At 57.6% G+C, this 17,175-nt stretch carries 12 protein-coding genes and 1 pseudogene; 4 read left to right on the forward strand and 9 right to left on the reverse strand.

All coding sequences use genetic code 11. From position 1 onward, the window contains the following. Together ACIOVB_RS02785 and ACIOVB_RS02790 are read left to right on the forward strand one after the other, a co-directional pair. Positions 1-1,803, forward strand: coding sequence for a hypothetical protein (locus ACIOVB_RS02785; protein WP_401264601.1), 1,803 nt, complete (start codon positions 1-3; stop codon positions 1,801-1,803). A 92-nt stretch (positions 1,804-1,895) separates the two neighbouring features. After that, on the forward strand, positions 1,896-2,114 hold the full coding sequence (locus tag ACIOVB_RS02790; RefSeq protein ID WP_145316866.1) for a hypothetical protein: 219 nt from the start codon (positions 1,896-1,898) through the stop codon (positions 2,112-2,114). A 124-nt stretch (positions 2,115-2,238) separates the two neighbouring features. Here the strand turns inward: ACIOVB_RS02790 and ACIOVB_RS02795 are convergent, their stop codons facing one another. The 5 genes from ACIOVB_RS02795 to ACIOVB_RS02815 all read right to left on the reverse strand — a co-directional run bounded on the left by ACIOVB_RS02795 (position 2,239) and on the right by ACIOVB_RS02815 (position 8,106). Beyond that, complete coding sequence (locus ACIOVB_RS02795; protein ID WP_401264605.1) at positions 2,239-3,000, reverse strand: hypothetical protein; 762 nt, start codon at positions 2,998-3,000, stop codon at positions 2,239-2,241. A 670-nt stretch (positions 3,001-3,670) separates the two neighbouring features. Next, the gene (locus ACIOVB_RS02800; RefSeq protein ID WP_401264607.1) at positions 3,671-4,792 is read right to left on the reverse strand and encodes a TniQ family protein; all 1,122 of its coding nucleotides are present in this window, start codon (positions 4,790-4,792) and stop codon (positions 3,671-3,673) included. Then, the gene (locus ACIOVB_RS02805; protein ID WP_145316859.1) at positions 4,750-5,640 is read right to left on the reverse strand and encodes a TniB family NTP-binding protein; all 891 of its coding nucleotides are present in this window, start codon (positions 5,638-5,640) and stop codon (positions 4,750-4,752) included. Before ACIOVB_RS02805 ends, ACIOVB_RS02800 begins: the two co-directional genes overlap by 43 nt. Next, complete coding sequence (locus ACIOVB_RS02810; RefSeq protein ID WP_401264609.1) at positions 5,637-7,565, reverse strand: Mu transposase C-terminal domain-containing protein; 1,929 nt, start codon at positions 7,563-7,565, stop codon at positions 5,637-5,639. Before ACIOVB_RS02810 ends, ACIOVB_RS02805 begins: the two co-directional genes overlap by 4 nt. Then, entirely contained in the window at positions 7,552-8,106 is a 555-nt protein-coding gene (locus ACIOVB_RS02815) for a TnsA endonuclease N-terminal domain-containing protein (protein WP_401264631.1), read from the reverse strand. Before ACIOVB_RS02815 ends, ACIOVB_RS02810 begins: the two co-directional genes overlap by 14 nt. 258 nt (positions 8,107-8,364) lie before the next feature. Here ACIOVB_RS02815 and ACIOVB_RS02820 point away from each other — a divergent pair. Beyond that, a pseudogene (locus ACIOVB_RS02820) lies at positions 8,365-9,012 on the forward strand (ATP-binding protein); the annotation flags it as partial. On the opposite strand, the gene ACIOVB_RS02825 reads toward ACIOVB_RS02820, so the two are convergent. The 3 genes from ACIOVB_RS02825 to ACIOVB_RS02835 form a co-directional block, all read right to left on the reverse strand. Then, positions 9,009-10,223, reverse strand: a complete 1,215-nt coding sequence (locus tag ACIOVB_RS02825; RefSeq protein ID WP_401264611.1) for an aldose 1-epimerase family protein — start codon at positions 10,221-10,223, stop codon at positions 9,009-9,011. The pseudogene ACIOVB_RS02820 and the gene ACIOVB_RS02825 sit on opposite strands and share 4 nt — an antisense overlap. A gap of 219 nt (positions 10,224-10,442) precedes the next feature. After that, positions 10,443-12,419: a methyl-accepting chemotaxis protein gene (locus tag ACIOVB_RS02830; RefSeq protein WP_401264613.1), complete on the reverse strand. Its 1,977-nt coding sequence runs from the start codon at positions 12,417-12,419 to the stop codon at positions 10,443-10,445. A gap of 181 nt (positions 12,420-12,600) precedes the next feature. Beyond that, positions 12,601-13,521: a LysR substrate-binding domain-containing protein gene (locus tag ACIOVB_RS02835; protein ID WP_187680366.1), complete on the reverse strand. Its 921-nt coding sequence runs from the start codon at positions 13,519-13,521 to the stop codon at positions 12,601-12,603. Positions 13,522-13,679: 158 nt separating this feature from the next. Between ACIOVB_RS02835 and ACIOVB_RS02840 the strand changes: the two genes are divergently transcribed. Then, a complete protein-coding gene (locus ACIOVB_RS02840) occupies positions 13,680-15,077 on the forward strand; it encodes a NorM family multidrug efflux MATE transporter (protein ID WP_401264616.1) in 1,398 nt (465 codons plus the stop codon). 182 nt (positions 15,078-15,259) lie between these two features. Here the strand turns inward: ACIOVB_RS02840 and ACIOVB_RS02845 are convergent, their stop codons facing one another. After that, positions 15,260-16,933, reverse strand: a complete 1,674-nt coding sequence (locus ACIOVB_RS02845; RefSeq protein ID WP_401264618.1) for a putative bifunctional diguanylate cyclase/phosphodiesterase — start codon at positions 16,931-16,933, stop codon at positions 15,260-15,262. Positions 16,934-17,175: the final 242 nt, after the last annotated feature.

Below are 17,175 nucleotides of genomic sequence, written 5' to 3' on the forward strand. Positions count from 1 at the left end.
ATGGTTGAACTGCAAGTCAGGAGAAAATGGTCGGTGACCGAAGCAGTGACGCGTTGCAATTTTGCATACCGAAGGCCTGACCTCAGGAACCCTGATAGCAAAACTCAAAACTGGATAGGCGACTACATCGTCTGGTGGTACGGCCCCGTGATGCGCAATAACAGGGCGATGTCCATCCCCCTTGCGTCCGTACTGTTCCGCGAACTGAAGGATAACGTCCCTGGCGAATTTAAGCTGGCTCACGTCCCCTTCACCAGCCTTCCCCATTACAGAGTCGGCACAATCTGGCGCAATGGTCATTGCATATCAGACACCAAGCTCGACACGGCAAAGCTGGCGGTAAACTTCAACGCAGCAAGACGGCGCATTACCTCACGCAGAGAGCTCATCGCCGAGGATCAAGGGAAACTTTTCTCAGATGACGAGTATCCGTTACTCAAGGGAAACGAAGATGCTTGCAAGCTTCTCGACTTCTCGTTGGGTGATGGTAAAAATCTACTGATCCCCTGCACAGAGTACTTCGTACGTGCCTATGCCAGAAACATGGAGATCTGCAGGGCCCTTGCTAATTTGCGTTGGAACGATGTTTTTAATGTTCTTTATCAAAACCCAAAAGCAGAACGTAATCTGCCCGTTTGGCTAGTTCGCCCGGGCCCCAGAATGCGCTTCTTCGACGCAGTGTTCCTGGCTCATATTCTCTACGACCCGCACACGGCTAGCGTTGTAAAAAGGGTGAATTCGCAATTCATGTCCCAAGCACCGGGCAAGCCAATGCTTCTCAAATGCGAACCATGGTTCGAAGGTCATGGTGAGATCCTCGGTCGGGGCAAATGGCTGAATGGCGGGAAAACTTTTTTGTGCTTGGATCTGATGGGAACAAGCATGCCCAAAGGTCCTGAAGTTGAATTTCAAAAGCTGAAGTTCGACAGCAGCGAAGGCTTGGATGGCCTGGGAAGAATCGTGCTGCCGCGCCCGATCAAAAGCGCTGCCCTCGAAGAGTTCCTCCATGAACGTTCCACGATCGAGCCCGATCGGCATGCCGAAATTTATGAGGCGAAAGCCGCGCCCTTCAAAGTGCTTGGCGAAAAACGGCCAGTGAAGAAATCAAAATCTGTCGTGAAAGCCAATAAAAGTCCACTTGGCCCAGCACCACCTGAGGCAGATGGAGTCTCTGCTGGTACTGGCACCGGAAGTGGAAAGAACGTCGGCAAGCTTGAGACCGTGTCGGATGCAGAGCATGAGACAGCACCTGACGTGGCGCTGGAAACTCAAGGCTTTTTTATGGACATCTGGAATGCACTCAAATCAATCGCCGCTGACAATCCGGAAAAGATCCTGCGCGTTGACTGGTACACGCCCGTGGCACGATTCAGCAGTAAGCCGCCACTCGGTGTCGTTGAGCTCGTGGTCGAAAACGAAGAGGAGCTTCCATCAGATGTTCGATCCTGGCTGTATCTCGACCGAAGCGCCGGACTGCGGCGGGGAATATTGATCGTCCGCATCAAGACGACCAAGGGCAATTTCTTTTGCTTCGAGATTCAGCGAAAGGACGGGAAAGAAGGTCAAATCCCTCCGGGATCTGCAGGACTATTGATGACGTTCAGCGGAAATGAAGAGGCATTCAAGCATTTCGTCAACGAGCTATGCCGAAGGATTCCCGGCTACAGAGGGGTGTTCAGCAAACTCAAGAAGCTGTACCCAGAAGAATACGTCACCTTTAACCATGGCAAACATGACAAGGAAATTCTTTACAGGAACATCCTCATCAACAAATTCGGTGAGCTTGATCTAGCGCTTGTCTAATCTTGGAGCTCTACCGACTCCCTAGAGAAGCGTCCCGCTGTAGCCGGCGAGATGAACTAGGCTTCCGGAAGCTCTTTCCAAGGACGACCGTAATGACTGACTACTCAGACTGCAAGATCGCCACGGCTGATGCTCTGACACTGCTTCTGCACAACCAGCACGCACTAGGCGCGGCGATCGAAGAAATCACCAAGTGGCTTTCTGAGAATGGTGTAGAGATTGTTGCAGCCAATGCAGTGGCAGCTATGGAAACCCTGGATGTAAATTCAAAAGCGATTGCAGACGCGATCATGCAACTACGGCAGTGCTAGATAACTACCCGGACTCTGGAGTCATAGATGACTTACCGCGACGGGACACTCTCCGCAGGCTGCGGCCGCGCTGCATGATGGTCAGGTAGAATGCAGAGAGATGGCTAAGTCCATGGATTACCCTTTAATCGACGATGGTTCGCTCATAGGTGCCCGCTGATGGCACCCACAGCACCCCTTGTGGACATTCAATGTTGAATCCTGCAGTCCCCTGATACGTTGCCGGAACATAGACGAGTACCTTGCGACTGATCCTGCCGAGACCATGAAAATAGGCCAAGGCCTTAACAATCCATCGAGACTCAAAATCACTTGTCTCATCGCGTTGTGGCAACAACTCGACAAGCTCTCGCTCGCGTTTCGCTAGTTTCTGTTGTCTTGCCCAATTCGCATCCGGACGAGAGTTCAGTCCCGCGCTGTAAACCTTGTTCAAGTACCCGATGAACCCGGTGACACTTGCCACCGTCCCCGGCGACTTACGCCAATAACTATCGAGCGCTTTCTGGTCAACCATGGCGGCGGCATTCAGCCGCGAGTATCCCAGCAAATCAGAGGCAGATCGTAAGGCGAGCCTGGTTGATCTTAGGCTAATGTCACCGGCCGCCAAGCGGCTTTGCAGCATGCGGTAATAACCAACAATCAATTGCTGGGGCCAGGGTTCTCGGGGTTGCTCCATGATGCCCTGCACACGTCGCTGCTCAGAATCTGTTTCGCGGACCTGCGCGCATACCGTCAAACCGTCGAGCTCGCTCAGCCAACGCATCGGAACGCGGGCACGGCGCAATCCTTCAGCCGAGAAATGCCGCAGCAGTTGAACGTACGGAGGCACATCCTGCCAGACGTTTTCGAGCTCTTTGAAGAACTCGTAATAAGTGTTGATCTTCAAGGCTCCCGCCTTGGGCCCAAGCTCAATCAAAGCCCAACTTCCGAATCGCTGAAACCGCTGCGCCATGGATTGAACGCTCAATCCGGCAACGTTAATTGCCAAGCGCTTGTGGAAGGTTCTCTCCCAATAGCATTGCTCACATTCTTCGCCACGCCCGGCTGGTGTACTGACACCACAAGTCACACACGCATGCACACCTGCTGTGATGCAGACCTTGCAGCGCCGGCGACCATCAGATCCCGCAATCAGTACGCGATGTCGCCGGCAGTCAGGGCATGTCTCGGCAGCAGGACCACTGCATTTTGGGCAGAGCAATTTGCCAGTCAGCGTGTTCCTCGCTGTTCGCTGTGAATGCGTCCCGCAGGATTCGCAGATTGCTGGCTCACGAAAGTGCACTGCGCAGGGTTTGCACACAGGCCCATAGGGGGTGATACGCCCGACTTTGAAATCGACTTTGTTGCATCGGGCGCATGGCCCACTCCTTAAGCAGGCGCTGCAGCGCGCGGCCTTATCAAATGTCGGGAGCCTGGAGAAATTGCCGCAGCCCGAACAGAGTCGACGCTTGAAGAGTCGTGGATAGCAGTTCCCGCAATAGCGCTTTTCTTGGTAAACCCTTTTGGGCTGCGCTACGACACGGCCGCAGCCGTCGCATTCACAGCGATCCAAATGTTCAACGGATGCCACGTCGTCTGACCTTTCGTTTCAGTCGCAGCCACATACGCAGCGTCTGCGCGGGGCTACTGGGATGTTGACGGCCAACACCACTTACCAAGTGATGCCTAGGCGACTGGAGTGCTGCGACCAAATCCAGCAGAACTGGAGGCGCACTATTGGGGGAAAAGTGCAGAGTCGAGGCTGGAAGCAACTCATGTCGCGCCGCTTCGATAAATTTTTCTGGCCCAGCCGACATTATTACCCACGCGATACTGAGCAGCACAGAGCGATCAGCGGGGGAGAGGTATTCAAGAGGCAACCCCAACGGAATCGGCTGGAGAGACTCAGGCAATATGCCCAGTGATTCGAAGAATCGCCCAGCAGCAACGCTATGTCGACGTACTGCTGCTTGGGCAAAGCTCACCATGGTTCGTGCAACGGTCAACCAATCGCGAAAATCGAGAGACGATGTACCGTACATGGGCCGAAGGCCAATGCTTTCGTCCACGTACCTCTGGAAAGCCAGAGCACCCTCTGCAGCAGCGCTCCGATCTCCGCCGCTTAGTGAAGCACCGCACCTATGGCAGTCGCTCAGCGAGGCACCGGCTCTCAGAAGTTCCGGCTGCAGAGGAGCCAGACAACGTCCACACCGATCAACAAGCTTTATCCCATGGATAGGGCAGCAGGTATGCCAGGCCAGGCGCCATTGAATGCAATACCGCGAGTTGTATTGCGTAATGCAATCCGGGCAGCATTGTAGGCCCCCGCTATGATGCCCCCCTCTGCAACCCAGCACCGTTAGCCAAGGCCAATTCCCGCACGGCAGTCTGTCCGGCCGACGCACGATCGAGGACATCGCACGCCTAAGGGTAGCGGACTGCAGGCTCGCGTAAGGTACACCCGACAGCCTGCTAAGAACCGCAAGCCTGCTCTCTGCCACAGATCGATCCAGATCACTTGCCCAAGCTCTAAAGCCAGGCCATGTGATTGCGGTCAACGCTGCGGAGGAGCAGCCGTGAGCAAGTGCCATCCTGACAATCCAGGAAGTCAGAAGCTCGTCGGCAAGCAGCGGTTTAGTGAGGGGCCAGATCGGGTTTACAGGGCCTGCTCCCGAATGCCACGAGTAGGACGTAACCATGACATGCTCTCGATGAGTTCTATGTCAATGCACTCCTTACCGGAAGCTATGGCCTGCTTCGCACACTCCATCAGAAGCCGGTGCACATTCCCCAAGTTTCCGCCGGAAATTGCGTGTATACGTCGGGCCTTATCTGGATGCGCCAACCCAGAGGGCTTCTTCAGCGGCAGTATCGACTCAAACCCTTTGAGCAAGCGCTGGAATTCGGGATCGAGCTTCCACTGATCGAGCTTGATGACATCGAAGCGACTGGCATGTTGTGGGTCATGATGAAGGATACGAACGGCATCCGTTGTGCCGACGCCAATGATCGGTATCACCAGTTCATTACAGAGCGACTTCAAGGCGTTCATCACCTCACGCTGCTTGATCGCAGAGCCCGTCAGCAACGAATGAAACTCATCAATGATCAGCATTCTGACCCTGAGCTCACGGAAGGAATGAATCACCTGGTAACGCAATGCCAACTTGGTATCCGTGATCCTGTAAGGCATCCATAGCTGCTCCAACAAAGCCACATACAGCGCCTTCTCGTCAGCAGCCGAAGGTGCCTCCGCGAGAATCAAGGGGCGGACCGGATCATCATTTTCGTCGACATACCCTTCACCATGCGTTTTCTGGAACCGCCTGATGATGGTCGTCTTGCCGTTGTTGGAGTCGCCTACAATCAGCAGATTAGGCATGCGAGCTCGCTTGGGCATGACGATCAGGTCATTGAGCGTGTCCAAGACAGTGCGAGCCGATGCATACCCGATCCAACGCTCCTCTCCCATGAAAAGGATCCGATCCCGATCACTCAGCTGCAACACTGGCCGAAAATCAGGATGAATGTGTTCGTATGTGCTCATTCGACTTCACCTGTTGATTCCACCTCCGAAAGCATAAGTAGGTCAGAATCCTCCTGTAAGGGATCCAGTACCAACTTCGCAACGGGCTTTGTCGGTTGCGCCGGCGTACCCTTCTTCCCGTGAGTACGACTCTTTTGGGCATCTTTGCGGGCTTTCTTGCTGGTCGCGGACGCCTCTTCGACAAGCTTTCGGTTTTCGACGGCGTACTCGGCGATCAATGCATCGTCTATGTTCTCGCGCCCTTCGCTTACAGCTTTGTCCTTGGCAGCGTGATACTCCCAGAGGGTCACCGCAGGGAACGCTTGGTATGAGGCTGGCACTCGGAAGTATTGCTTCAGAACAGGGTCGTAGAACCAAATGACGCTGACATCCCTCGGATCCCGCCTGAAGAGCAGCTTGAGTGCCTTTCCGGTCGCGGGATCCTTTTGATTGATCCAATGACGCAGCGCCTCGGAGTAGTAGAACAGATCCCACTGCACACCGTACGTCTGCACAGTCCTGCGAACGGACGGCAGAAAATCCAATTGAACCGCTAAGGGATCGGTCGGTCGCGCCGGCACACTGACCAGAGGATCAACCTCCCGATTGCCGAAGAACGCCAACTGCCACTTGCGAGCAGGGCTCATGTGAATCTTTTTATGGTAGGTCTGGTGGTACTTCAAAATTGACCGAACCAGCCATACATCGAATTCCGCCATTGTGAGAACGGCTTTAGCATCCGAATCGTAACCCTCCCGCTCCTGAGGGTTACTAAATGTTGTACCCGGCAACTCGTGCACCATTCTCATGAAAGTGCCAAGCACCCGCTCGATTCGACCACCGTATTTTGGAACTTTGGATGGTCGGAAGACGCTGTCTATCCCGTAGTTCTTACAGGAATCTACGATGTTCTGCGCCCTGAAGTCTGCACCATTGTCAGTGTGAATCGTTCGCGGGAAACCCCATACCGGCCACTCTCCACGGATGTCGTGGGCAGCCAGCCAGGCTTCCTTGGGCAAAATCGAATGTGCGATGCACATCGCCACAGATGTCTCGGAAGGCGACTCGAACGCCAAGTAATAGCCAACGATCATGCAGGAGTAGATGTCGATGGCTAGGGTGAGCCATGGCCGACCAATTGGCTTGCGATGGCGTTCGTCCACCACAATGAGATTGACCGGGGTATGGTCGATCTGCACAACGGCTAGGGGATAGCCTTCGTCTGGAAACTGACCGACTGAAGGCGTGTGTCGATTGTTCGCCTGCTCGGCATACCCGCGCCGACGAAGCTTCACCACCTCGGGAATCTGTCGGATCCGGGCCCTGATAGCGGATGCACCCGGAGGCTGAATGTCTAGCGCTCGCGCTCTGCGTCCAATTTCCGAAATCGTGGACTGAACCGTGTACCGTTGCTCAGTCAGGTAGTAATCATCCAGCACCTCTTGAACGAGTTTTTCTCCTTCAACAGAGAGGCGAGTACTGCCTTCGCGCCAACCTCGTTTGCGCGGCACAAGAGCCAAAACCTCATTCCATCGATTGTAGCGATCCAGCCAACGGTAAAGGGTTGCCGTGCTGATTCCGGTCGCCTTCGCACGCGCCGCGACAGACTCTTTGGACAAAACCGTATTGCCCAGCAACGGTAAGATGGCGGAGTAGCGCTTTTGCGCAATAGCCCAGGCATCCGAGCTGATGCTGCTGATATCGTGGTTAACGTACAGGCCGTCCAGTTTCTCCGGATCCACAGCCCTGAGATCCAGAATCTGAAGGGCCGCACTGCGACCTGTCTCGACCTCGGTCGCGATCACCGTTTGTAGATCCAGGATCTGAACAATTCGGTAGACCTGCTTGTCTCTACGCACCATTGCACCGACTTCAATGGCAACGCGAGACCGAACGGGCTCAAACGGAACCAGGTGCTCGCTGGTGTCGTCTTCATACAGCTTCATGATCGGGCACCCAGAGTTCGAGGTCATAGTTCAGAGGTTCGGTGATGTCGCAGTCGACCTGGCGCGTGGCGATCAGGTGCCACAGCAGCGATACACCCCGATCGCGGAAAATACCGTTGAAGTGCCGCGCCAAAAGGTAGTGCACAGGAGCGACTTCCATCTCACGCAGCGTATTCAGCACTGCATCGATGTCACCCTGTTCAAAAATCATTCGCTCGAAACGTTCCAGGAACACAATATTTTCGAGCGGAAGGCCTCGAATCCGCGACTCGTCATAAATGCGAAACTGCCACCCTTGGGTACGGGCCAACCGGCGGGCCTCCTTCCATTTACCTGCCCAGTCTCGCCATTTCTCTACCCATTGCTCCCTCGGCTTTACCTCAACAAGCAGCGGCCGCAGCTCGCCAAAGTAGGGCAGGTGCCGCTGGTGATATAAAACAAGGTAATCGGGCGTGTAGATCTGCGGACGGCCTAGGGAGTCGGTGAAGGGAACCTCCACCGGTTGGGAGATAACCGACTGAACCTGATGAGAGAAGCGCATACGCTTCAGAAAGTCCCGTTCCAACGACGATTCGAAAGCAACGCCACCGAGCCCTTTGAAAGCCATCACTCCTGAAATGCTACGGCGGGTCGGTTTGATCTTCCGAACCGGCTTAATCTGGTCGCATCTATTTCCAATCATTTTCTTTTTGGTCTCATTTATTACCGACAGTCTTCTCAGTAATTTCAGAAGGTTTTGATGGCCCATAGACGCCTGTAGCGTAGCCATTTCTCATCTATTTCGAAAGCCTACACCAGTTCAAAACCGCAACCCGGCGAGATAACCCTCGCCCACCACGGCGTGCTGTTTCTCGATGAGCTGCCGGAGTTTGATCGCAAGGTGCTGGAGGTACTGCGCGAACCGATGGAGTCCGGGCATATCGTGATTGCCCGGGCCAAGGATCGCGTGCGTTTTCCGGCGCGGTTTCAGTTGGTGGCAGCGATGAATCCGTGCCCCTGTGGATATCTTGGCGAGCCGAGCGGCAAGTGTTCCTGCACGCCGGACATGGTGCAGCGCTATCGCAACAAACTGTCGGGGCCGCTGCTGGACCGGATCGATTTGCACCTGACGGTGGCGCGGGAGGCGACGGCGTTGAACCCAGCGGTAAAGCCAGGTGAGGACAGCGCCAGCGCAGCGGCGTTGGTGGCCGAGGCGCGTGAACGACAGCAAAAGCGTCAAGGCTGTGCGAATGCGTTCCTTGATCTGCCGGGCCTGAAACGGCACTGCAAGTTATCCACAGCCGACGAAACCTGGCTGGAGTCCGCCTGTGAGCGACTGACCTTGTCGCTGCGCTCGGCCCATCGTTTGCTCAAAGTCGCCAGAACCCTGGCAGACCTTGAGCAAGTCGATGCAATCAGGCGTGAGCACTTGGCCGAAGCGCTGCAGTATCGGCCGGCGACGCCTTAATGCTCGGTCAGATCAACCAGTGGCGCCTGCCGCACTTCGGTTGCGCGCCCGGCCTGAATCTCGGTTACACGCTTCAAGGCGTTATCCACAGCATTTTTGTCGGCGAGCAAGCTGTAGCTGATCTGGAACTGTTTGTGTTCCTTCGGCGCAATGGTCGGCACCAGATTCAGCGGACGCTGATAGCGGCGGTTGTAGGAGAAACTGGTGCCCGGCTCCAGTCCCGTGACATAGCCCTGCCCTTGGGTGTCAGTGTTTTTCCACAGGGAAAACACCGGCAACTGCTGGGTGTTGAAGCCGACGGAAACACCGAGGCTGCCGGCCTTGTTATGCAGAACGGTCAGGGTTTCGCCTTTGGCGTCAGCATAGGGCACGACGTTGTAGACGGTTTCGTCGTAGTCCTTGGTCGGAGCGCGGTAGGTCTGCCAGTCGGGCAAATCACCCTTGGCCTTGTCGTTGAAAGGCGAGACCTGTTTCACCGGCGCAGCAAAACGGGCGCCCTGCTCAAGGAACGGCGTACTGAAGTTGCTGTGATACAGCGCCTGATATTCCTTTGGATAATCGCCGTTGTTGGTCAACTTATCGTTGAGTGCGAAACGCACGCTGCCGGGCTCGGTGACCAGTTCAGTGACGACCGTGAAGTCGACTTTCTTGAACGCCTGCTCTTTCAGTTCGCCGCGCAGACTGATGGCGTAGGGTGGTTCTTCATCGATGTGCAGCGTGACAGTGCTGGCCGGGATGTTGGCGGCGCGCCCGTGCAGGGTCAGCAGCTCACCATTGTCCATGCCGGGATGGCCGACCCATTCGTAACCGCAGCGGGTCACCAGTTCGTTGAAGCCTTCCAGCCAGCCCAGGCCACCGCGTCCGTTGAGTTCGATGAATGCCGGATTGACCACATCCTTGACCGGCGAATCCCAGCCCATGCGCACGTTGCCAACGGAGGCGTGCAGGACATTCATGCCACGGGTCGGCACCACAGAGAGTTTCATCGTGCCGTTATCGATATCCACGATGCTCACACCTTCCTGCCGCCCACCATGCAAGGTGCGCAGGCTTATCGAGAAGGGTTTGTCGGTTTTCACGCCGAGTTGCTCACTGGTGATGGTCCAGTTTTGCGCGGGCTTATTGGCATCGAGAAGGACGTAATCCCAAGCCATGGCATGGGAGGCAGCGGACAGTGCGCCGAGTGCGGCGACGAGTTTGAGCGGGGACATGGCAGCAGCCTTTATTGGAGTTGTGCCATTTTTATAGCGCTGCGGAAACGTTTCAGCAAGTGTATTAGATCGACAGATCGCATGTTCTGCCGAAGATCTTCAGTGATGCAATCGCGAGCAGGCTCGCTCCCGCAGGGGATCCGGGTCTTCACAAAATCTGTGATTCGCACCGGACACTGTAGGAGCGAGCCTGCTCGCGATAGCTATTTCAGGCGCACATCAACGGAAGCGATCAACCTCGGAACGCAAGTCCGCCGCCAGTTTCTCAAGCTCCTTGGCGGTCACGGCCAGGTTGGAAACCACTTCACGCTGCTCGCTGTTGGCCAACGCAATACTTTGTAGGTTGCTGCTGAGCAACGTCGCGGTGCTGCTCTGCTCCTGCGTCGCCGTGGTGATCGCTGCAAACTGCTGCCCCGCCGAACGGCTCTGCTCGTCAATCCGCGCCAGCGCAGATGCCACGTTGGCGTTGCGCGACAGGCCTTCCTGCATCAGCACATTGCCCTGCTCCATGGTGCTGATCGCGTTGCCGGTTTCCTGCTGAATGCTCTGGATCATGCCGGAGATTTCATCGGTCGCCTGACGAGTACGCGACGCGAGGTTACGCACCTCATCCGCCACCACCGCAAAGCCGCGACCTTGCTCGCCCGCACGCGCCGCTTCGATGGCTGCGTTGAGCGCCAGCAGGTTGGTCTGCTCGGCAATCGAGGTAATTACGCTGACGATGCCACCGATTTCCTGGGAACGCTGACCAAGAGTGTTGATCACGGTGGCGGTGGTGTTCAGCGCGCCGGCGATTTGCTCCAGAGAGGACGAAGCCTCTTCCATCGAGCTGCGACCAATCTGCGTTTGCTGCGCGTTTTCCTGAGCCAATCGCTGGGTGGCGCCCATGTTGTCGGCGATGTCCAGCGAGGTGGCGCTGAATTCTTCTACCGCGCCGGCCATGCTGGTGATCTCGCCGGATTGCTGCTCCATACCTTCGTAAGCTCCGCCGGACAAACCGGAGAGCGCCTGCGCGCGGCGGTTGACCTCTTCCGAGGAGCGGCGGATGTGCTCGACCATGGTCGACAACGCCTGGCTCATCTGGTTGAACGCGCGGGACAGTTGACCGATTTCGTCGTTGCTCGACACGTTCAGACGCACGCTCAGATCCCCGGCGCCCAAGGCTTCGGCCTGACGCACCAGATCACTCAACGGTGCCAATTTGCTTCGCAGCAACCACACCACCGAACCGACCGCCAACAGCATCGCCAGCAAACTGCCGATGGCCAGTTGCGTACCCACGCTCCAGGTCACCGCACGGATTTCGGCTTTCGGCATGCTCGCCACGACCGCCCACGGCCCACCGTCGAACGGCACCGAAACGCTGTAGAAATCTTCAGCCTTGTCGCTCCAGAACTGGCCTTTGCCCGGGGTTTTGGCCAGGCCGCCAATCACCGTAACCGCCTGATCCAATGCTTGTACGCCCGCCGGGGCAACCAGCCATTTGTTTTGCTCATCCAGCAGCGCCAACGAGCCGGTCTGGCCGATACGGAAGCGCTTGAGGTTGTCGAACTGGGCGTTCTGCGCGTCGGTGTAGTCGAAGCCGACAAACAGCACCGCGATCACCTTGCCGCTGCTATCACGCACCGGGGTGTATTGAGTCATGTAGGAACGATCAAACAACAGGGCGCGACCGACATAACCCTGGCCCGCCATCAATTTCGCATAGGCCGGGTGAGCGTGATCAAGCAAGGTGCCGATGGCGCGAGTACCGTCCTGTTTGGTCAGGGAGGTGCTGACACGGACAAAGTCTTCGCCACTGCGCACGAACAGCGTGGCGACACCAGCAGTCATCTGCTTGAACTCGTCGACTTCCTTGAAGTTGTTGTTCAGCACTTCGCTGCCCAGGTGCAGGCCCGGTGTCTGGGTGCCTGCCACGCTCACGGGCTCACTCGGGTGAATGCTCAAACCTGCGCTGAAGCGCTTCTCGAACAGCCCGCTCAGGCGCTGGGTGCTTTCACGCAGCGTACCGTGGAAGGTGCTCAGTTGGTCGGCGAGCAGACGCGCCTCACTGGCCAAGTGCTCTTCACGGGTGGCGAGGTTGGCTGTATCCAGCGAACGCAGGGCGAACACCGTACTGCCGCTGATGACAATCGCCAGTATCACGGCGAGCGCGAGACCCAGCTGTGAGGCGATCCGAGCGCGAGGTTGAGACATGGACAGCTCCTGGCCGAACTTGCCGATCCTCCTTGATCGCAGCTCGGATAATTTTCTAATGGGGGTGAATCCTGGATACCGGCACGACGGTTCCACATGCACGTATTCGGCGGCAAAACCGAATACTTGAGCGAACAGCAGGGTTATGGCACAAGGCCGGCATTGTGACGGCTCGATCGTTTCAGCTCAAGCGCGTGACGGCCGGCAGCGCCATGGCGCGGACTTCGCCTTGCAGGAAGTCACTGAGGCGGCGCAAACGTTCACCTCCCGGCCGGGTTTTTGGCCACACCAGGTAATAATTCAGTCCACTGGCGACGGCGGTTGGCCACGGCAGACTCAAACGTCCCTGCGCGACATCCTCGGCGACCATCAACAGATCGCCCATCGACACGCCGTAACCGCGCGCCGCTGCAATCATCCCCAACTCCAGCGTATCGAACACCTGGCCGCCCTTGAGCGACACCTGATCAGAAAGCCCCATATGCTCCAGCCAACTGCGCCAATCACGGCGATCCGGAGTGGGATGGAGCAATTCGGCGGACGCCAGACGCGCCACGTCCCATGGCTGGTCATTCAGCAGGTTGGGCGCGCCCACCGGGATCAGCTCTTCGGGAAACAGCAGGCTGGCCTCCCAGTCCGGCGGAAAATGGCCGTCGCTCAGAAGCACGGCGCAATCGAAGGGCTCATCATTGAAGTCCACCGAGTCCACGTCCATCCAGGCACTGGTCAATTGCACTTCGTTACCCGGCTGCAAATGACGAAAGCGACTGAGGCGCGCCAGCAGCCAGCGCATGGTCAGAGTCGACGGGGCTTTCATGCGCAGGATGTCGTCCTCTGCGCGCAAGGTGTTGCAGGCGCGCTCAAGGGCAGTGAAGCCTTCACGGATGCCCGGCAGCAGCATGCGCGCCGACTCGGTGAGTTGCAGATTGCGCCCGCTGCGGTGAAACAAGCGGCAGGCGAAATGTTCCTCTAGCGTACGAATGTGCCGGCTCACCGCGCTCTGGGTGATCGACAGCTCCTCGGCCGCGCGAGTGAACGAACTGTGCCGCGCCGCCGCTTCAAATGCGCGCAGGGCATACAAAGGAGGAAGACGACGAGACATTCGGAAAGCTCCTATAGCGGGAAGCGGCCGACTTATCAGAATCTGTTCAGGATGAGTTTTAATCATGCAACCCATCCTTTTTATCCCTTTGTGCATTCCCTGCCAAGCGCCGAGAATCGACGCTCTCCTGTTCCCTCTATTGATGAGTGGTGAAGACCATGCAGCATCCTGTGCGTACCGAACTCTGGGCCATCCTGCGGCTGTCGGGGCCGTTGATTGCTTCACAGTTGGCGCACATGTTGATGGTGCTGACCGACACCGTGATGATGGCGCGCATCAGCCCCGAAGCGCTGGCCGGCGGCGGCTTGGGCGCGGCAACTTATTCGTTCGTGTCGATTTTCTGCATCGGCGTGATTGCCGCGGTCGGCACCCTGGTGGCGATCCGTAAGGGCGCCGGCGACATCATTGGCGCCGCCCGCCTGACCCAAGCGGGATTGTGGCTGGCATGGCTGATGGCGCTGGGCGCAGGCTTGCTGCTGTGGAACCTGAAACCGGTGTTGCTGCTGTTCGGCCAGACCGAAACCAACGTCATCGCTGCCGGGCAATTTCTGATCGCCCTGCCCTTCGCCCTGCCCGGCTATCTGAGCTTCATGGCACTGCGCGGTTTCACCAGTGCGATTGGCCGGGCGACGCCAGTGATGGTGATCAGCCTTGCTGGCACGGTGGCCAACTTCCTGCTCAATTACGCGCTGATTACCGGCATGTTCGGCCTGCCGAAACTGGGTTTGATGGGCATCGGGCTGGTGACGGCGATCGTCGCCAACTGCATGGCACTCGCGTTGGCCTGGCACATTCGCCGGCATCCCGCATATGACGCGTATCCGTTGCGCGCCGGCCTGTCGCGGCCGAACCGGCAATACCTCAAGGAACTCTGGCGGCTCGGTCTGCCGATTGGTGGCACTTACGCGGTGGAAGTCGGGTTGTTCGCCTTCGCGGCGTTGTGCATGGGCACCATGGGCAGCACGCAAATGGGCGCGCACCAGATTGCCCTGCAGATCGTTTCGGTGGCATTCATGGTGCCGGCGGGGATGTCGTACGCGATCACCATGCGTGTCGGCCAGCATTACGGCGCCGGTCAGTTGCTGGATGCACGCATGTCCGGTCGGGTCGGCATCGCGTTCGGCGCGGTGGTGATGCTGGGTTTTGCGATGGTGTTCTGGCTGCTGCCGAATCAATTGGTCGGATTGTTTCTCGATCACAACGATCCGGCGTTTGCCGAAGTGATCCGCCTCGCGGTCAGTCTGTTGGCAGTGGCGGCGTGGTTCGAGTTGTTCGACGGTACACAGACGATTGCCATGGGCTGCATCCGTGGGCTCAAGGATGCCAAAACCACGTTTCTGGTCGGGCTCGGGTGCTATTGGCTGATCGGCGCACCGGCGGCGTGGTGGATGGCGTTCCACCTGAACTGGGGACCGACGGGTGTCTGGTGGGGCTTGGCGTTGGGGCTGGCGTTTGCGGCGGTGAGCCTGACGCTGGCGTTTGAATGGAAGATGAAGCGGATGATTCGGCGTGAGCCTGCGTCATCCAATCAATACACAGTCGCCCAGACCGACTGAGATCCCTTGTAGGAGAGAGCCTTTGTGGCGAGGGGATTTATCCCCGATGGGTGGCGAAGCCGCCCCAAAACCGGTAGCTGGGGTCTATCAGATGTATCCAGTGCTATGGTCTTGCGACTGCTTCGCAGCCGATCGGGGATAAATCCCCTCGCCACAATGTTGTTCCTAATTGAGTTATGGAGTTAGCTCACGATTTCGAGGGCTGGATGCTGACTCGAACCAAACGTCAGGTACTCCACCAACTCCGCCAACGGCAGCGGCTTGCTGATCAGGTACCCTTGAACCTGATCGCAACCAAAGCCACGCAGCAGATCCAGTTGCTCCGGGGTTTCCACCCCTTCGGCGACCACTTCCAGATGCAGGTTGTGCGCGAGGTTGATCATCGCGTGCACCAGTTTGCGGTTCTCTTCGCGCTGCTCCATGCCGCCCACGAAACTCTTGTCGATCTTCAGCAAAGTGATCGGCAAGCTATTCAAGTGCACGAACGACGAAAACCCGGTGCCGAAGTCATCCAGAGAAAAACGCACGCCGAGGCGGCCGAGGGCGTCCATGGTCTGCTTGACCAGATCACTGCGGCGCATGACAGCGGTTTCGGTCAATTCGAACTCCAGCCACTGCGCCTCGACGCCACGCTCGGCAATCAACCGGCTGAGCGTCGGCAGCAACTGGCTGTCCTGAAACTGGCGGAACGACAGGTTGATCGCCATGTGCAACGCCGGCAGCCCGCGCTCACGCAAAGCCTGCATATCGCGCAGGGCCCGGGAAATCACCCAGTAACCCAGCGGCACGATCAAACCGCTCTGCTCGGCCAGCGGCACGAATTCGCTCGGCGGCAGCAGGCCGCGTTCGCCGTGACGCCAGCGCACCAAGGCTTCGAGGCCGACGATCTGGCCGTCCTCAAGATTCAAACGTGGCTGGTAATGCAGCTCCAGCTCATCGCGACGCAAGGCCCGGCGCAGCTCGCTTTCGAGGTCGGCCATGCTCCGCGCGTTGCGGTTGATGCGTTCGTTGAAGATATGAAAGGTGCAGCCCTGGGTGCTTTTGGCCTGCTGCATGGCGATGTGCGCGTGCCACATCAGTGGGTCGGCGCCACCCTGTGCGCGGGCATGGGCGATGCCGAGGCTGGAGCCGATCAGCAGGCTTTCGCCATCGACCCAGTAAGGTTCGGCCAAGGCTTCGGTAATGCGTTCGGCCATCCACTCAGCGCGTTGCGGTGCGCGGCGGGTGTCGATCAGCAGGGCGAATTCATCGCTGCCCAGCCGCGCCAGTTGATCGCCGGCCTCGAGCTGACTCTTCAGCCGTGCGACGACTTGCAGAATCAAGCGGTCGCCGGCCTGATGACCGAGGGCGTCGTTGGCATGGCGGAAGTTATCGAGATCAAGATGCCCGAGCGCAAGGCCCCGGCCGTCGTTTTCCGCGAGGCGCGCCGCCAGCAAGGTCTGAAAACCCTGGCGGTTGGCGATGCCGGTCAGCGGATCCTGTTCGGCAAGGCGTTGCAGGGTGTTTTCCAGCACGCCGCGTTCGCGCACATGGCGCAGGCAACGGCGGAGCATGTCGGCGTCGAGGGCGTCGAACACCAGCCAGTCGCTGACGCCAACGGGCGCGGTGGCCGGCTCGTGATCCAGCAGCAACACCGTCGGCAAACTGCAACGGCCCGGCGCGGGTTGCAATGCGGGAAGGGTCAACAGCACCGCGTGGCGGTTGTCTTCGAACAAACTGCTGACCGACTCCCAGTTCGGCGCGCTGATCAGCACTGCCGCGCTCCCCATCAGAGCCAGACACTCGCGCAATAACGCTGTCCACGCTGGCTCTTCGGCCAGTAGCAGCAAACGCAAGGGTTCGACAGGCGTAGACAAGCTAGCTCCCTAGACTCTGCAATGATGTGGGCGGGGCATTATGCCGTTGCGCTGTTCAATGACCAAATGACAACGGTTATCAAAACGTTATTTTGTGTCACGAATGAGAACATTAGCCGCAAAATCTCCACGCATCCTGCGTGAAAGTAACAAAACCGGCAAATTTGAATCGCGTGGTGCGTATCTATTCTGAAATAGAAGCAAATATAGTTTAGTGTTTTAATATGGTTTGCCTTTTCTTT

This window comes from Pseudomonas sp. NPDC087639, assembly GCF_044743385.1.
Taxonomy (GTDB): Bacteria; Pseudomonadota; Gammaproteobacteria; order Pseudomonadales; family Pseudomonadaceae; genus Aquipseudomonas.